10 protein-coding genes are annotated in these 17,516 nt (G+C 52.6%); 5 read left to right on the plus strand and 5 right to left on the minus strand.

Annotated elements, in window-relative coordinates:
* Positions 1-7: 7 nt before the first annotated feature.
* Genes PSI17_RS09835 through tssI form a run of 5 tightly spaced genes read right to left on the minus strand, consistent with a single transcriptional unit; the run spans position 8 to position 8,353 of the window.
* The gene (locus PSI17_RS09835) at positions 8-298 is read right to left on the minus strand and encodes a barstar family protein (protein WP_265380758.1); all 291 of its coding nucleotides are present in this window, start codon (positions 296-298) and stop codon (positions 8-10) included.
* A gap of 6 nt (positions 299-304) precedes the next feature.
* Positions 305-4,873, minus strand: coding sequence for an RHS repeat-associated core domain-containing protein (locus PSI17_RS09840; protein WP_273551826.1), 4,569 nt, complete (start codon positions 4,871-4,873; stop codon positions 305-307).
* Between the two features lie 11 nt (positions 4,874-4,884).
* Positions 4,885-5,241, minus strand: a complete 357-nt coding sequence (locus tag PSI17_RS09845; RefSeq protein WP_273551827.1) for a DUF4150 domain-containing protein — start codon at positions 5,239-5,241, stop codon at positions 4,885-4,887.
* The gene (locus tag PSI17_RS09850; RefSeq protein ID WP_273551828.1) at positions 5,234-6,451 is read right to left on the minus strand and encodes a DUF2169 family type VI secretion system accessory protein; all 1,218 of its coding nucleotides are present in this window, start codon (positions 6,449-6,451) and stop codon (positions 5,234-5,236) included. Before PSI17_RS09850 ends, PSI17_RS09845 begins: the two co-directional genes overlap by 8 nt.
* 15 nt (positions 6,452-6,466) lie before the next feature.
* Positions 6,467-8,353 (minus strand): type VI secretion system Vgr family protein, encoded by a 1,887-nt coding sequence (gene tssI, locus PSI17_RS09855; RefSeq protein ID WP_273551847.1) that lies wholly within the window; start codon positions 8,351-8,353, stop codon positions 6,467-6,469.
* 1,212 nt (positions 8,354-9,565) lie between these two features.
* Between tssI and PSI17_RS09860 the strand changes: the two genes are divergently transcribed.
* The 5 genes from PSI17_RS09860 to PSI17_RS09880 all read left to right on the plus strand — a co-directional run bounded on the left by PSI17_RS09860 (position 9,566) and on the right by PSI17_RS09880 (position 17,514).
* Positions 9,566-11,761, plus strand: a complete 2,196-nt coding sequence (locus PSI17_RS09860; protein WP_273551829.1) for an indolepyruvate ferredoxin oxidoreductase subunit alpha — start codon at positions 9,566-9,568, stop codon at positions 11,759-11,761.
* A 15-nt stretch (positions 11,762-11,776) separates the two neighbouring features.
* Entirely contained in the window at positions 11,777-13,351 is a 1,575-nt protein-coding gene (locus PSI17_RS09865; RefSeq protein ID WP_273551830.1) for an indolepyruvate oxidoreductase subunit beta family protein, read from the plus strand.
* 29 nt (positions 13,352-13,380) lie between these two features.
* The gene (locus PSI17_RS09870; RefSeq protein ID WP_273551831.1) at positions 13,381-13,800 is read left to right on the plus strand and encodes an acyl-CoA thioesterase; all 420 of its coding nucleotides are present in this window, start codon (positions 13,381-13,383) and stop codon (positions 13,798-13,800) included.
* Positions 13,801-13,872: 72 nt separating this feature from the next.
* Positions 13,873-16,275 carry a bifunctional salicylyl-CoA 5-hydroxylase/oxidoreductase gene (locus PSI17_RS09875; protein WP_273551832.1) on the plus strand — a complete coding sequence of 801 codons (2,403 nt, stop codon included), beginning with the start codon at positions 13,873-13,875 and terminating at the stop codon, positions 16,273-16,275.
* Positions 16,276-16,329: 54 nt separating this feature from the next.
* Positions 16,330-17,514, plus strand: coding sequence for a cupin domain-containing protein (locus PSI17_RS09880; protein ID WP_273551833.1), 1,185 nt, complete (start codon positions 16,330-16,332; stop codon positions 17,512-17,514).
* Positions 17,515-17,516: the final 2 nt, after the last annotated feature.

The following is a 17,516-nucleotide window of genomic DNA, read 5'->3' on the forward strand; positions in this document are numbered from 1 at the left end:
TTTATCTTTAAAGAATTTTAAATTGAAAAGTGTCTTGGTCAAATTTTCCAAATTCACTGATGTTATTTAGCACAGACACAAGCTGTGCAAATTCTTTAGGATATTTTTCCTTGAAAATACCACTGTTATACCATAATACAATGACAGGCTTATCTTCTGCATCAATCGGAACCATAAAGTCATATAACGCATCAGGATTATTTCCAAAGTACGGGCCAAAATCAAATTCCTTAGAAAAAAGCTGATATACTTCAACAGGTGTTTTCTGTTTATTCCCATCTAGTGTTATTTTTTTCATTACTTATTAACCTCCTTTACAGTTCCAAGAGCCTAATGCTTCGGCAGTATCGTAATGATTTGAAGTTACGTAAGTTAACCCGTCATTAGAATACAAAAGTCTGGTACCTGGTTGCTTCGCTCTAGACATACTATTATTCAGTCCGATATCAGCTTCATACCATACTCTTCCGGGGGAATCCGGTAAGATCCCCGTGCTATTAGCAAAAATATCCCCTCCTATTTGACCTCCCGGAACATAATTTCCTAACGCTTTTCCTCTAGACCACCCAGCAGCTTCCGCCTGTGCTTTTGTTACATAGTTATTTGGCAATTTTCCTGTTGCTTTTAAATTATTTACAGCATCATTAGCACTTTCTGCTGTGCTGTAATATTGTTTAAGCAGTGCTCCTTGTGCTGAGCTTGTAGGATGGCTATTTCCTGATAATGAAGCATTTACAACTTGCAACCCGAACGGATCGATCCAGTTAGCTGGATTATGCACATACCCATACGGATTCACCCCGCCCAGCAGCCCTATCGGGTCGGGCGAGATGTACTGCGCCGTCTCCGGCGAATAATATCGGAACCGATTATAGTATAGCCCCGACTCTTCATCCTCATACTGCCCGCAGAACCTAAAATTACAGCCCACATGGTAATCCGGGTCATTCGAGGCAATCACCTGCGATTTCTCCGCCTTGCCCCACGTGCTCAGCCGCTGCGCCCAGACCAGCGTGCCGTTTTCGTTGAGCATTTCGCGCACGGTGCCCTGATGGTCGCTGACAATGTAATGCAGCTTGCCTTTTTCAACACGCGCGGAGGGCGTCAGTGCCCCCGGCTCGTACAGCCAGCGCACGCGGCTGTCCAGTGCCAGAGAGCCGTCGGCGTAAACCGGCGTCTCCTCAACCAACTGGTCACCGCTCCACAGGTACTCTTGCCCGTAAATTTCGGTGGCGCGGGGCGTTAAATCCGGCCGGCCATTTAGCCATCGTTGCAGGTTGGTCGCCGTCAGCTTTCCATCGTGAACCTTGAGTTTTCGGATCCTTCGGCCAAACGGATCATAGACATAGTGCCAGCGTGAGCCGTCCGGGGTTTCGCAGTGGGTAAGCTGGTTTTGCGTATCCCAACGGTAGCGCCAGACCTGCGGGCGGAAGCCATCCCGCTGCTCGGTCTTTTCCACCAGACGGCCATTGTCATCATAGCGATAGCGGATATCGCCGTGCTGCACCACCCGCCCGGCGTTCTGGCGTTGGGTCATTTGTTCCATCGCGCCTTGTGCATCCACGGGCAGGTGCTGGCTCAGGTTGCCGTTGGCATCGTAGCCAAATTGCTCCTCATGGGGGCGATTGCCGTCAAACAGGGTATGCAGGATTTGGTCGTTGGTATTGTAGCGGTAGCGCGTCTGCCCCCAGCGGCTGTCGTCAATCACCCGCACATTATGGGCACGGTCATATTGCCAGCTCCGGTTGACCGCAGAAGCTTGTGGCGGAAAATGCGGGTCATTTTGTGCCAGCGTTTCCCTGAAAAAGGGGGTGGCCTGCCCCGCCGATTGATGCGCCAGCAAGCCGGTCGCCGTGTAGCGGCTGGCAAGAATAAAACCGTTGGCACTTTCGCGTACCGTTTCCCTGCCTAAGACGTCATGCTGGAAGGTCAGCGGGGTATGCTGGTTGAGCTGAAAGTGGTTCAGTGCACCCATCGGGTTATAGCCGAAGTGCAGGGTATTGCCATCCACACTTTCACTGACAGGACGCCCGGTCAGGTTATTCCATTTGCGGGTGATTTCCCGCCCGTTGATACGCTCACAGGTCGGCAAGCCAGTGGTGTTGTCATACTCATACTCGACAATGGCATCGGCATTGGTGGCTTTCACCAGTTGGTGCCGTTTGTTGTAGGCATAAGTGGTGGTGTCTTTAAGCACCTGTTGGTTTTCTTCCGGCTGCCAGCTTTCCTGCTTGACCAGCAAGCCTGCGGCGGAATAGTGCCAGCGAAGTTGCTGACCATCAGGGTATTGAGTCAGTACACGGCGTCCCAGTTTATCGTACTGATATTCAAGGGTACGGCCGGTAAAATCGGTTTCCCGGATAATCTGGCCAGCCGCATCCCGCTCATAGCGGTATACCTCCCCAGTGGAGGCGGTAACAGTACTCAGCCGGGTGAGCTTGTCATAGCCAAATTTCAGGGTGGTACCGTCGGGGCGGGTGACGGTGGTCAGCAGGTCAAACGCGCCGTAAGTGTAACGAGTGGTACGGCCTTCGCCATCAGTGACGGCCACCACGCGCCGCTCACTGTCATATTCCAGTTGCTGGGTAACACCATCCGGCAATTCAACTTCGGTCAGGCTGCCGTTAAGGCTGGCATGGTCGTTGCTATAACGGTAGTGGGTCTGCTGTTTGAGGGCATCGGTGAATTGGCGCAGGCGGCCCAGTTCATCCAGTTGCAGGCTCGTGGTTTCGCCATCCGGTGTCATCACGGCAGCCAGCCGTTGTTTCTCGTCATAGGCATAGTGCCACTGGCGGCCATCCGGTAACAGACGCTGGCGCAATTCGCCATGAGTACCGTATTGGTATTCTTCTTTGTGCCCCAGCGGATTGGTCAGTTCGGTCAGGTTGCCCTGCTCATCATAGTGAAATTGCCAACGTTCGCCGGTCGGCAGGATACTTTCGATAAGCTGCCCGTGTTCATCATAACCGTAAGCAAAAGTATCGCCGGTCGGCAGTTTCACTTCGGTCAGCGCACCGTCAGGGGTGTAATCAAAAGCCGTCATCTGCCCCATCGGGTCACTTTCCCACATCAGCAGGCTGTGTCGCCACTGGCGGCGGGTGATGCGTCCCAGCGGATCTACTTCCCGTATCACCAGCCCGTTCGGGTCGTAGTGGTAGCGGGTTTCACCGCCTTCGCCATCCAGATAAGTGGTAATGCGGGCGTTGTCATCATAGCGGAAGCGGTCATGCCAATAGCCGCTGGGGGAGGTGGTGCTGAGTACCCGGCCGCGGTCGTCATAAGTTATCGTCAGGTCAGTCTGGTCGGTATCATGCCAGCGGGTCATCCGCCCCTGCGCATCATATTCGTGCCACAGGTGGTTATGCTGGAAAGCATCACACTCGTTCAGATATCCCTGTGAGTCATATTGACAGGTCAACAGACGTTGTCCGGCAGGCTGGCCTTCGCGGTTTTCTTGCATATTGATCGTGTGAAGCCGACCGTCCAGATAATGCAGGCTTAACCGCAGGCCGTCATTACGGGTGACTTCCGTCAGTTGCGACTGTTTATCGTAGATAAAATCAATTCGGTTCTGACGTCGGTCAGTGATGGCGGACAATGTGCGCGTGTTGCCTGGCTGCGGGCTGAAATGGTACGTCAATTGGGTGCGGCGGTCGGTCAGGCACAATTCGCCGGTCAGTTCGCCCGTCAGCAGGCAATGGGGAAGATTACGGTTACGGGATAAGATCCGCTTATCCGGTGTGGCAAAGTCGTAGACCACGCCATCGGTATGGGTATAGTGTACTTCTCCCCGACGGATAACCAGTTTCAGTGACCAGTCATCTGCCCATTTGGCACCAAACAGGCCGTGTAAATCCGCCGTTGAGCGGTAGGTTCGGCTGAGGTGTATCGGCAACAACCCTGGAATGGCAAGAACCGGCCAGACTTGCAGGAAGTCGCCGGTGGCCATATCGACCGGATCGCCCTCTGTGCTGGACAACCCGTTGTCATTCCCCTTTTTTTGGCCGGACGGGGTGGCGTTATCGACTGGCTTTTCTGTTGTGGTCTTTACTTCCGTTTTCGGAGATGTCGCGGGTCTTTCCTTGACTATGCCACCTGCGGCAGAAGGGGCAGGTTTGGCATTTTTAGTCGCCTGTATCCCGGCTTTTGCAAGTTCCTCTGCTTTACCGATCTGTGCCGCCAGTGTACCGGCTTCTGCGGTTGCTTTAGTCGCTGAACCCGCCGCGCCCATGCCTTTTATCGGGGTGTATAACATGGCAATTTCAGCGGCTGTGCCGCCAATACGTTGTCCGGGCGTGTCCAGTGCCATCTTGTACTCGTCAAGATTAAACTGTTTGGCATTCGTGCGGCCGGCATCGGCGACTTCGCCTATCACTTCCGCCTGCTTTTCGGTGTCAGGGTTGCCAAAGACTTTCCCCCAGAAAGCTAACGAACGGGCCGATTCGTCCACTTCACGAGCGGAGTTCAGCATTCCGCCCTTAACGGCCATTTCGCCCAGCCCCACGGCGGTATTACTGACGGTTTTGGCAATGCCTTTCTGTTGTTCAATCGGGTTCCATCCGCTTACGGTTGACAGGTCTTGTTTTGTTTCTTTGGCTTTGTCTACGGCAGCGTTTCCCAACGCTTTTCCCATCGTCTTCAGCGCTTCCCATGCGCTCATTTCGGGTTTGCTTTCCGGTATCACCGCCGGGTTCGCCTCATGAGGCGGATTCTCCCCCTGTGGTGCCTGACCAATGATTTTACCCAGCGTGTTGCCCTCACCGGTCGGGCTGTCACTGCGTGGTTTTGGTGGTAAGGCCGTATTGGGTTGTGGAGGAACGTATTCGTCCGTTTCTGACGACACTTCCTCTCGGTTAGATTTATCTTCTGACATCGTTTTCGTCCTTATGCTCCGTTCATCCAAAATTCATCCCCGTGGCGCAGGACCAGTTTATTGCCGGCCCGGACAGTTTTTGTATGCGCTTTGGGATGGCACTTCGCGCCCACCGTGCCACTCTTAACACCATTTGCCACACCCGGCTGATCGCCAATTGTTTGTGGTACAAAGCTGAGGGCAAATACCACCACCGGCTGGCCGTTGGCGCGCACAGTTTTCTCCGGCGCTGAGCTGTCTGCCAGTTTTGCGACGACCGGATAGGGGATCGGCGGAGTGGAAGATCCCATCGGGGTTTTGCACACGTCCGGCAACATGCCGACGATCATCCAGCTCCCCGCCGTGCGGGCAATGTGGTTATCAGCCATCCTTTTTCTCCTCTTCCAGTGGTGTCAGTTTGAGCAAGGGCGCATCTGGGTTGATTTCAAACCGCGCTTCAGCGACCCGCACGGGCAGGGAGGTTTTGAAGCTCAGTCGGCCGGTCATATGCAGCGTCCTTGCCTCGCTGTCGATAATTAACGTGTCCATACGCATAGGAACAGGCAGCAGAATGCCGTTCTGCATCCGCAGCAGGATAAACGGGCGGTGCCCCGGCAGGGTGACATGCAGGTCACCATCAGGTGTCAGGCCGCTTAACGTGATGGCAATATTGGTTTCCGGCCAGTCGATCTGTTGGTCAACTGGTGCGCCGTTCCAATAGCCAAAGTCAAAATCTTTCGGCAGATAGGGATGGCGGTGTGCCAGCCAGTCGGCATCGTAAGTGCCGGCAAGCTGGCGGCGGGGCAGCCACGCCCGGCCGACAAGGCCCATGCCTTGCGGCTGGCAGGCCGGGGTATCGGGCGATAAGGTGCCCGCCAGTTGGGCAGAAAAATGCTGTGCGGTGAAGGGCGCATCCGGCCGGGTAATGCGCGGGGCAGGGTAGCGAGTCAGTTGTTTGGCGTTGGCATACCACGGCGTGACAAACCCCATCCCCAGCGGATTGGTTTCACAGGTGGCATGAGCAACAGGGTCTTTTTCTCCGTCAGGATGTTGTTGGCGTTGTTCTGGTGTCAGCCGATCGCTTTCCTTAAGCTGTGCACCTGCTTTGTCATCCGCCTGAATTTTGCATTCGCCACCAAAAGCATAGCGGTAATCCAGCGGCAGCGTTGCAAAAGGTTTTGGGTCAGTCAGTTGCCAATGACCGCCAGCATCACGGATAAATTCCCGTTCCCCGGTTATGGTCAGGGTTTTGTCGAGCAGGGTTTGGCCCTGCTTGCTTTGCACCTGCAGCCGGACCGGAAACTCCGTACAGGGGCGGCCATCAGGGGCATAAGCCGTGCCGTTGACAATCACGTCACAGCGCGGTTTAAACGGGGCAAGGTCACTTTCCTGTAATACCTGCGAGGCATTCATCTGCCCCCGGTATTCATCCTGTAAACACAGGGGCGGCGTAGGCAGTAATTCAGCGCTATATTCCCCTTGTCCGGCAGGCAGTAACTGGTAGCCGATTTTCATTACTGCAACGTGGTGCTCCACATCCTCCACATCCAGCATTGAATAGTTCATCACCGCAAAGGGAGTCAGGTTACGAAATTCCATCTCAATCCGTCCTTTCTAATTCAGGTCGATATCTTTACCCGTGATTTGTACCGGGCCGCTGGCTTCAAATTTGAACTCACTGCCCTGAAGGGTAATCTTGCCGCTGCTGTCCATACGCAGGACACTTGCACCGCATTTCAGCTCAATCACATCACCGGTCGTGATGGAAAGGGTATTAGTGATGGTCTCTGCCTTGTGTGCACCGACTTCGATAATGTAGTTTTTACCAGTAATCAGTTTGCGCATCTCCTTCACTGTTTCCGTGCTGTTGAGCGTGACCGTTTCCTCTTTGTTCTCATTGATCTTGATGATCTGGTTTTTCTCCACGGTCTCAGTGTGGTTGGCGATCACATGGGTATCACGGTTGTTGAGTACTTTGGTGTACATGTCTTTCTGTGCGTGCAGCGACAGCTTTTCACTGCCCTTGGCATCCTCAAACAGCAGTTCGTTATACCCTTCGCCCTTGTGGGTCTTGGAGCGTAGTGCCATCTGGGTTTTGCTGCCCGGCAGTTTTCCCGGCGGGATATTGCTGGCGTGGTAGGTGCGGCCAGTCACTATCGGCTGGTCCGGGTCGCCGTGCAGGAAATCCACCACCACTTCCTGGCCGATACGTGGGATGGCCAGCATCCCCCAGCCCTGACCTGCCCACGGCTGGCTGACCCGTATCCAGCAGGAGCTTTGGTCGTCGCTCTTACCGTATCGGTCCCACGGGAACTGCAGGCGCACGCGGCCGTACTGGTCACAGAAGATTTCTTCCCCCGCCGGCCCGACAACCTTGGCAATTTGTGGGCCATCCATCACCGGTTTGGCCAGCAGTGCCGGACGCCAGTTCTGATTCTGGCGGATAAAGTAGAAGTGGCTGTGCAGCGTGGTGCCGCTGTCGCCGGTTGTCGTTTCAAGGGCGCCCGGCTGGCTGCCGCTGTGGCTGGTGGAAACGGTCTGCCATGACTGGTTCAGGTCTGCCCGTGGATGGTTAGTAAGGATAAACAATTTGCCCGGCTGTAGCGCTATCGCATTGCCGCTGCCCTGTCCCATCATCGCATCGCTGCGCAATGCCTCCAGCCGGTAGCGGGTAAAGTCCTTGCCATGCGCTTCGTCTTTGAAGCGGCCGGGGTAATCGTAATGCTCGTAGTACAGTTGTTGCAGATTTTCATCCCGTATCTGCTGGCTAAATTCCGCCGGCCACGCTGGGTTCTTGAAGGTGTAATCCTTAAGCTTGACCTGAGCCGGCCGTATTTGTGCGCTGCTGGTCAGGCTGTTGACAGCCGGTTCTCCCAGTGTACTGCTTTCACCCGGCTGATAGGGCAGGCGTATGCCCGGCGGCACTGAACCGCAGTCGTCGGCAAACACCAGCGTGTTGCGCCCGTTACTGCATTCGAAGAAGTAGAAAATGCCTTCTTCGGCCGTCAGCCGTTGCAGGAAATCGAAGTCGCTTTCCTGATACTGTACGCAGAATTCGCGTGCCGGATGAGGGTGGCGCAGGCTGAAGATCACATCGCGGATTTTATGTTCTTTCAGAAGGGTAGTGATGATGGTAGCAATATCCTGTTGCTGGAAAATGCGCGAGTTCTGTCTCAGGGTCGTGCGCCACAGGTCAGGCCGGATAATCATCTGGTAAGTGGTCTGGTGCAACCCGGTGTTACCCTGCTCAAAGCGGGCAACAATCCCCGTGATGCTGCGTTGTTCGATACCATTTTGCAGAATAGTCAGCGTGGCGGTGCGATCCAGTACGGCCGGAAAGTTGATAGCCGGGTCGGCACTCGCCAGTCCCACACTCAGGCTGAACGGCTGGGAAAAACTTTCGTTCAGGGTGAAATCAGTCACCACAAACGTTTGCGGTAATAAGCCCCCTGCGGTCAGGGTAAATTGCAGGCCACTCGGGTCACTCCCGCCCATCAGCATCTGACCGACTTTTTCCAGCGTCTTGGTCGCTGCACTCTGTCCCCCGACTGAGCGTTCTGCTAGCCCCTTTCCACCGGTAAAACCCCCACCGGAGATTAAGCCTGTAGTGCCCGATATACTGCTGCCTGAATTGCCGCCTATCCCGCCGGCATAACCCCCGCCCGGAATTAAGCCTGCCGTCCCTGACATGCCGCCGCCCAATTTGCCAGCAACCTGTTTTGCTTTCTGAACAGCCCCTTGCCCCTGCTGAACAAGGGCTTGTCCTTTCTTCAATTTATCGATGTGCTTCTTTATTGACATGGTGTGTCTCCCTGAGATGATGGAATGTTATGTAATAGGCTCCCGCCTGATAACAACGCAGGCCATAACATTCGGGTACAAGATTTAAATCTAACTCACATTGTCTCCGACAAATTTGTTAATTAAGGACGCAATACGTTGTTTTCCGATAATTTGAAGGGACTCTGTTGTCCGAATATCTCGGCGGATCCGTGGTGAATAAAATGGGGGCAATAATAAATAACGAATGAGTAAAGACCAAATTAAATCAAGTGAAATAAAAAACGGCCTCCGACAATGATAGTGTAAAAAGTTAAAATGATTGCCGCTGAAAAATAATATACTGAGATGGCGTGTTTGATTAGTGTATTGAACCAATTAATATTTATCTATAAAAGGTGGCTTCTTGTAGTCATATGAAATAAAAGAAAAAAATAGATAATGGCTTTGACAAAATCATGATCATTTTAATTTTATGATTTTGGTCACAAAAAACTGTTTTTAGCAATGAGATTTTTTGTTTTCTGTCTTTTTTAATAAAAAACAACGTAATAATAAATGATATACCTGCATTAAATATATAAATGACCTCCATTTATTCAAATGAAAGTCAATATTGCGGTGAGATTCATCCTAAATTGGAAATGGACAAATTAATATTTGGCTCATTTAGCAATATAAGGTATTTAGCCATACCTGAATCATTGCGTTTCTCAAGTTATCCGCATTCCCCCCATAAGTAATGCTGACCGTGATATTCAAATTTAATCACTTCCTGCCTGTTTTTACAGAATAATTGTCCACCTGCTGCACGCTTTATCCACTCCCTGCATAAATCACAATTACATGACAAATCATGCATTGACCGTTAACTCATAGCCGAATTACATAAGAGATAACAAAAAGGTGTAAGGCGGACATGGTGAGGTAAACATGGCAGAGCGATCATTTGTTGAGGAAGTGAAAAAATTGCGTTTGGGACAAGGCGACGTTTTCAGTGGTGAAGGCATCCTGGCTGTGACAAAAGCCCTGCTGGAAGCCGGCGTTGCCTATGTGGCAGGCTATCAGGGTGCGCCGATTTCCCATCTGATGGACGTATTGGTGGATGCTCAAGATGTGTTAGCTGAATATGGCATCCGCTTTGAAAACAGTGCCAGTGAAGCCACTGCGGCCGCCATGCTGGCCGCTTCCGTGAATTACCCCCTGCGTGGTGCCATCACCTTTAAATCGACAGCGGGGACGAATGTTGCCGCAGATGCGTTGGCAAATCTGGCATCGGGAGGCGTCGTGGGTGGCGCACTGATTATTGTTGGTGAGGATTATGGTGAGGGATCGTCCATCATGCAGGAGCGCAGCCATGCTTTCGCCATGAAATCACAGATCTGGTTGCTCGATCCACGTCCCAATCTGCCCTCGATTGTGCAGGCGGTAAAGTGGGGATTTGAGCTGTCGGAAGCCAGCAATACGCCGGTGATGTTGCAGATGCGCATTCGTGCCTGCCATGTGCATGGCCGGTTTGTGTGCGAAGAAAATCGCGCGTCCGCGTTCACGATTAAGGATGCGCTGGAAAACCCGGCGCGCGATCTCAGCCGCATCGTGCTGCCTCCCGCCAGTTTTCTGCATGAGAAAGAAAAAGTGCAGAACCGCTGGCCGGCTGCCGTGCGTTTTATCCAACAGCACGCCCTGAATGAGTTTTTCGCTGAACAGGCTGACGATATTGGCCTTGCCCTGCAAGGTGGGTGTTATAACACCGTGATCCGCGCCCTGAATCTGCTCGGACTGGCGGATGTTTTCGGCAACAGCCAAATCCCGCTGTATGTCATGAATGTCGCCTATCCGTTAATTGACGAAGAGCTTGAACGTTTTTGTCATGGCAAACGGGCGATTTTAGTGCTGGAAGAGGGGCAGCCCAATTTTGTGGAGCAGAATGTTGCCAATATCTTGCGCCAGCGTGAGATCGCCACGCGGTTACATGGCAAAGATTTGTTGCCCATGGCGGGAGAATACAACACGGCCACCGTGTTATCAGCACTGCGGGCGTTCCTTGAACGCTATGGCAAAATTACCGTGGAAAGCGCGGTATCTGCCTGTCAGGTACGTATTCCGGCCGTGACCTTACCGACTGAGCAAAATCATGTACTGGAAAAGGCGGTTCATGCCCGTCCACCCGGATTTTGCACCGGTTGCCCGGAACGCCCGATTTTTACGGCACTCAAGTTGGTTGAACGGGAATTGGGACAACATCATGTCAGTGCCGATATCGGTTGTCACTTATTTGCCATTTTGCCCCCCTTTAATTTGGGCAATACCACCATGGGCTATGGATTGGGTGCCGCGAGTGCGGCGGCACTGAATACGCCGGTGGCGAACAAGCGGGCAATCTCGGTGATGGGGGATGGGGGATTCTGGCACAACGGGTTAACAAGTGGTATCGCCAACAGCGTTTTTAACCGCAGCGACAATCTGACCATTATTGTCGATAACAGCTACACCTCCGCCACCGGAGGGCAGGATATTCCCTCTTCCGTCGCGGTGAATGCCCATCGCAGTACCGGCCATGACATCGAAAAAGCCGTCAAAGGTGTCGGCGTAAAATGGGTACGCACGATTAAGCGGACTTATGATCTTAAGGCCATGATGAAGACCCTGCGTGAGGCGCTTACAGTGGGTGAACAGGCCGTCGGTGAACAGGGAACGGGTGGAAACGGGCCAAAAGTCTTGGTGGCGCAGAGCGAGTGCATGTTGAATAAGCAACGGCGTGAGAAGGCCAGGATCAAAGGGGCGATTGCACAAGGAAAGCGGGTTGTCCGTGAGCAATTCGGGGTCGATCCCGATACCTGCACGGGCGATCACTCCTGCATCCGCTTGTCCGGCTGCCCATCTTTATCGATTAAGCCGAATCCCGATCCCTTGCGCACTGATCCGGTGGCAACGGTATTGAATAGCTGTGTCGGCTGTGGGCTGTGTGGGGAAGTCTCTCACGCGGCCGTGTTATGCCCCTCTTTCTTCAAGGCGCGGATCATTATGAATCCCACCCGTTGGGAACGCCTGATCCATCATATTCGCCAAGGGCTTATCGGTTATTTGCAGCGTCGCGATGTTAAGCGTCGCAAGCAATATGATTTTTAAGCAGGAGTAATCACTATGCCATTATCCAATCATTCCCAATTGACAACTGCGCTCAACCAACCGATTAAAATTGCTATTTTGGCGATGGGAGGAGAAGGGGGCGGTGTACTGGCAGATTGGCTGGTGACCTTGGGAGAAGAAAATGGCTATTTCGCCCAAACGACTTCCGTGCCCGGTGTTGCCCAACGAACCGGGGCAACCATTTATTATGTTGAATTGTTCCCTGTTGCTGCCGGGTCTGGGGGATCAGCACCCGTGCTGGCACTGATGCCGACGGCCGGTGATGTGGATATTGTGCTGGCCTCGGAATTGATGGAAGCCGGACGTGCAGTCCAACGCGGTTTTGTCACCCCTGATCGCACGACGCTGATTGCCTCAAGCCATCGGGTATTTTCGATGGGGGAGCGTTCGGCAATGGGCGATGGGCGCGTGGATAGCGGCGTGTTGATCCGGCAATCCCGACAAGCGGCCTTGCGTTTTATCTATTTTGATATGGCGCGGGTGGCGGAAAAGAGCGGTAGTGTGATCAGTGCTGTCTTGTTTGGTGCACTTTGTGGTGCGGAGATTTTGCCGTTCACCCGTCATCAGTTTGAAGCGGCGATCATCAAGAAGAAAGTGGGAATAACACCCAGTTTGCAAGCCTTTAGTTTGGGATTGAGTCGGGCGCAATCAGAAGCGAAATCAAGCAGTGCAGGAAAAATGGCATCAGAAACACCTGCCCCAAACAAAAAATCGGGTTCTCATAACTCTCGTTCCCATAACACGCTTTCTCATAACAACGAAATCAATGCGTTGCTGCTACATATCCGGCAAAAAATCCCGCCCTGCATCCATGACATTGTGATTGAAGGGGTCAGGCGGCTGATCGATTATCAAGATCCGGCCTATGCCCGTTTATATCTCGACCGCCTGCAAAAACTTATCAAGCAAGCAGTCAGGCAGGATGAGCCATTACTGGGTGAAACTGCCCGCCATTTGGCGCTGTGGATGGCTTATGAAGACACCATTCGGGTCGCCGATCTCAAAACGCGTGTCGGCCGATTCGAACGCATTAAGCAAGATATGCGGACGCGTGTCGGTCAACTGATTGAAATAAAAGACTTTCTTCACCCCAGAATGGCAGAAATTTGTGACATCCTGCCGGCAAGTTTTGGCCGCTGGTTGTCCCGTCCTCATGTCATCAACCGTCTATTGGAAAAATTACTCAGCCGCGGGCGTGTGATGACCACCAGCTCTATCCCGGGATACCTGCTGCTTTATATCTTGGCACATTGGCGTCGAATGCGCCGTCATACGCTGCGTTTTCAGCATGAAACGGTACGCATTGAAGGGTGGCTGTGGCGAATTGGCGTAGTAGCAAAGCGTGATCCCGATCTGGCCTTGGAAATCGCCCAATGTCAGCGCTTAATCAAGGGATATGGTGAGACTCACGCTCGTGGATTAAGCCATTTTCAAACCCTGATGGCGATTGTTGATCACCATCTGCATGATTTATCCCCCGCCAGCCTGCGGCAATTGCGTGAAGCGGCATTGGCGGATGAGCAGGGTGATCAATTACGCGCGTGCCAACGGCGCCTCTCTTTATATTAATTAAAAAAAACTACCTTAAGGAGTCTGCAATGAGTCTGCTTAGATTTATACAGCCCCATAAAATTCGCTTTTCTGAGTGTGATCCGGCGGGGATCGTCTTTTACCCGCAATATTTCGTGATGTTCAATAATTTGCTGGAAGATTGGTTCGATGAATTGACGCCAACGGGGTTTGCCAACTACATCGCCAAATATCGCTTTGGGCTGCCAACGGTGCATTTGGAGGCAGAGTTTAAGGCAATCAGCAGAATGGGGGATCAGGTTTGGCTGGAGTTATCGGTTGAAAGAATCGGCAAAAAATCATTGACGCTGCTTCAGCGCTGCGTCAGCAAAGAAGGTGAATTGAGGATGAGCGCCACTCAGACTTATGTCACGACGTCACTGGATACCCATCAAACTATCCCCATCCCCGATGAGTTTTACTATGCGTTAACTGAGCAGATGCCCTAGTTAAACAGCCACCTTAGTTTAACTTAGTTTAACTATCGCATGGGGTAGATATCGTGCGGCAGGAGAAGAAAGATGAATTTAAGCGGTAAAAATACTGTAACAGGTAAAACAGTCACCGGCAAAAATGCAGTGCCAGATCAGCATCCCGTCAGCGGTAAGAATATCGTCTGTATTGGCGGTGGGCCGGCGGGGTTGTATTTCGGTCTGCTGATGAAGTTGCAGGATCCGGATAATCGCGTCGTGGTGATTGAGCGCAATCGTCCGTATGACACGTTTGGTTGGGGCGTGGTGTTTTCCGATGCCACGTTGGAAAACCTGCATCAGGCTGATCCGGTTTCGGCTGAAACGATTGGCAAGGCGTTTAGCCGTTGGGATGATATTGATATCCACTTCAAGGGAACGGTCAATCGCAGTGGCGGTCATGGTTTTATTGGCATTGGCCGTAAAAAACTCCTGAATATCCTGCAAGATCGCTGCCTTGAGGTTGGGGTTGAGCTGGTGTTTGAAGCTCAGGTTGAGGATGAGCAGGCGATTGCCCGCCAATACCATGCCGATTTGCTGGTTGCTTCGGATGGGCTTAATAGCCAGATCCGCACCCATTATGCCGAATTTTTCCAGCCTGATATCGATCAGCGGCATTGCCGTTTTGTCTGGCTGGGAACGCGCAAGATCTTTGATGCGTTTACGTTTCTGTTTGTTGAAACAGAGCATGGCTGGTTTCAAGTTCACGCCTATCAATTTCAGGAAGGGCTATCGACTTTTATTGTTGAAACAACGGAAGAGACTTGGCTGGCTGCGGGCATCGACAAAATGTCGCAGGAAGGGGGGATTGCCTACTGTGAAAAAATATTCGCACCGTGGCTGGATGGGCATCCATTAATCTCCAATGCCGCCCATCTGCGTGGTGCCGCCATTTGGATACGTTTTCCCCGCATCATTTGCAGGAATTGGGTGCACTGGATCACGCCCGAGGGAGATAACGGCAAGCCTGTCCCGATTGTGTTAATGGGAGATGCCGCCCATACCGCCCATTTTTCCATTGGCTCCGGCACAAAATTGGCATTGGAAGATGCGATTGAACTGGCCAGCCGCCTGCAAGCCCATCATGGGAATTTGCCGGCAGGTTTGGCCGATTATCAGCAATCGCGCAGCGTGGAAGTCCTGAAAATCCAGAATGCTGCCCGCAATTCAACGGAGTGGTTCGAAAATGTCGTGCGCTATGACGCTCTTCCGCCCGAACAATTTGCTTATTCACTGTTAACTCGTTCACAGCGCATTTCCCATGAAAACTTGCGATTAAGGGATAGGGCTTGGCTGGAAAATTATGAGCGCTGGTTTGCCCGAACATCGACCCCATTTTCACCACTGATCCCACCCTTGCTGACGCCTTATCGGGTACGGGGCGTGCTGTTGAAAAATCGGGTCGTTGTCTCGCCCACGCTGCTGTATAGTGCCGTGGAAGGGACTCCGGGATCGTTCCATCTGGCGCACCTTGGCAGCCGGGCATTGGGCGGTGCGGGTTTGCTGATCGCTGAAATGACCGCCATTTCTCCACAGGCACGCGTCACGCCGGCCTGCACGGGATTATGGAACGATCAGCATGTACAGGCGTGGAAAACGATCACCGATTTTGTCCACCAGCACTCTGACTCACAGATCGGAATTCAACTGGGACATGCAGGGCGACGGGGATCAACCCAACTGGGGTGGGAACAATCGGATCACCCTTTGCCAGAGGGCAACTGGCCCTTGGTTTCCGCCTCGGCGTTGCCCTATTTACCCGGCGTATCACAAGTGCCGGCGGCGCTTACCCGAGCGCAAATGAAAGACATTATTGCGCAGTTTGTCGCGGCAACGCAGCGCGCCATCGAAGCGGGCTTTGACTGGCTGGAGATACAGGCCGCACACGGTTATCTGCTGTCCAGTTTTATCTCCCCGCTGACGAACCAGCGCGATGATGAATATGGCGGTTCGCTGGAAAACCGGCTGCGCTTCCCGTTAGCCGTCTTCAAAGCGGTACGCCATGTCTGGCCGATGGATTTACCGATATCCGTGCGTATTTCTGCCACGGATTGGGTGGAAGGGGGAACAACAGTTGATGAAGCGGTAGAGATCGCCCGTCGTCTTTATGCCGCCGGCGTGGATATGGTGGATTGTTCCACCGGGGAAGTTTCTGTTGAGCAGCAACCTGTCTACGGGAGAATGTACCAAACCCCGATGGCGGATCGCATTCGCAATGAGGGCAATGTACCGGTAATTGCGGTCGGGGCGATGACCGATGCGGATCAAATCAACAGCATTATTGCTTCGGGTCGTGCCGATCTTTGTGCTTTATCCCGTCCGTTCTTAGCCGATCCAGCTTGGCTGCTGCATGAATGTGCCAGATATGGCTGGACGGGTATCAACTGGCCGAAGCCGTACCTTTACGGCAAAGAACAGTTAGAGCGGCAATTCATTCAGAAAGATACCCATTAGATTGCAAGTTGTACTCACTTTCTGCCTTATTTGTTATCCGTAAAGGAGATAGCTATGTCTCAACGATCTATGCCTCAAAAAGCGATGCCTCAAAAAGCGATGTCTCAAAAAGAAAGTACCCAATCACATGATCAATACAGGGAAAATATTATCGGACGTGCCAATGTTGCCGACAGCCCTGAACTGCTGGCGTATTACGAGGAGTTAGGCAAGTACCGGGCAGGGGCACTCTGGACCATCGCCAATAAAATAGAGCCTTGGCAGCCTAAATCCGCCTCGGTGCCGGTACTGTGGCGTTACCGTGATCTGCGTGAGCACGTAATAAAATCGGCTGATTTGGTCACGCCGGAACAAGCCGGGCGCCGTGTGGTCTACCTGAACAATTCAGGAGAGCGGGAAATGTCTACCACTGTCGGCTTGCTCTATTCCGGTCTCCAGACCATGCGGCCGGGCGAAGTGGCATCGGCACATGCCCACTCCTCTTCTGCCCTGCGTTTTATCATGGAAGGACACGGTGCTTACACCATTGTTGATGGGCAGAAAATGTTGCTGGAAGCCAATGATCTCGTCTTAACGCCCAATGGCACTTGGCATGAGCACGGCGTTGAGCCTGATGGCTCACAGTGTATCTGGCAGGATGGCCTGGATATTCCACTGGTTAACGTATTGGAGGCTAGTTTTTATAAAGTGCACCCTGATTTGGGGCAGGCGGTGACTGAAACCATCGATTCCTCTATTGCACTCTGGGGTGCCCCTGCCTTGCGCCCGCAAAATGTTGGCTGGGATCAGCCTTATTCCCCGTTGCTCAGATACCAATGGGGGCCGACTTATGAAGCCTTGCATCGTTACGCGCGTGTTGCAGAAGGCTCGTCTTTTGATGGCATCCTGATGCACTACATCAATCCGCTAACGGGCGGTCATGTGATGCCGACGCTCGGTGCCAGTATGCAGTTATTGCGCCCCGGTTTTGTCGGCAAGGCACATCGGCATACCGGGAGTTTCATCTATCAAGTGGCGAAAGGGCAGGGCTATTCCGTGATTGATGGCCAACGGTTTGACTGGCAGGAGCGGGATATTTTCTGCGTCCCTTCATGGGCATGGCATGAACATGTGAATACGTCACAAACGGATGATGCCTGCCTGTTCTGTTTCAACGATTTGCCTGTCATGCAGGCATTGCGATTGTATTACGAAGAAGCCCTGACTGATAACGATGGGCACCAACCAGTGAGAGGATAAGA

The organism is Xenorhabdus sp. IM139775, from assembly GCF_028598745.1.
Taxonomy (GTDB): domain Bacteria; phylum Pseudomonadota; class Gammaproteobacteria; order Enterobacterales; family Enterobacteriaceae; genus Xenorhabdus.

Coding starts and splice junctions, on each gene's coding strand:
- PSI17_RS09835 (WP_265380758.1), bottom strand. CDS start 298: ATGAAAAAAATAACACTAGATGGGAATAAACAGAAAACACCTGTTGAA.
- PSI17_RS09840 (WP_273551826.1), bottom strand. CDS start 4,873: ATGTCAGAAGATAAATCTAACCGAGAGGAAGTGTCGTCAGAAACGGAC.
- PSI17_RS09845 (WP_273551827.1), bottom strand. CDS start 5,241: ATGGCTGATAACCACATTGCCCGCACGGCGGGGAGCTGGATGATCGTC.
- PSI17_RS09850 (WP_273551828.1), bottom strand. CDS start 6,451: ATGGAATTTCGTAACCTGACTCCCTTTGCGGTGATGAACTATTCAATG.
- tssI (WP_273551847.1), bottom strand. CDS start 8,353: ATGCTGATGGGCGGGAGTGACCCGAGTGGCCTGCAATTTACCCTGACC.
- PSI17_RS09860 (WP_273551829.1), top strand. CDS start 9,566: ATGGCAGAGCGATCATTTGTTGAGGAAGTGAAAAAATTGCGTTTGGGA.
- PSI17_RS09865 (WP_273551830.1), top strand. CDS start 11,777: ATGCCATTATCCAATCATTCCCAATTGACAACTGCGCTCAACCAACCG.
- PSI17_RS09870 (WP_273551831.1), top strand. CDS start 13,381: ATGAGTCTGCTTAGATTTATACAGCCCCATAAAATTCGCTTTTCTGAG.
- PSI17_RS09875 (WP_273551832.1), top strand. CDS start 13,873: ATGAATTTAAGCGGTAAAAATACTGTAACAGGTAAAACAGTCACCGGC.
- PSI17_RS09880 (WP_273551833.1), top strand. CDS start 16,330: ATGTCTCAACGATCTATGCCTCAAAAAGCGATGCCTCAAAAAGCGATG.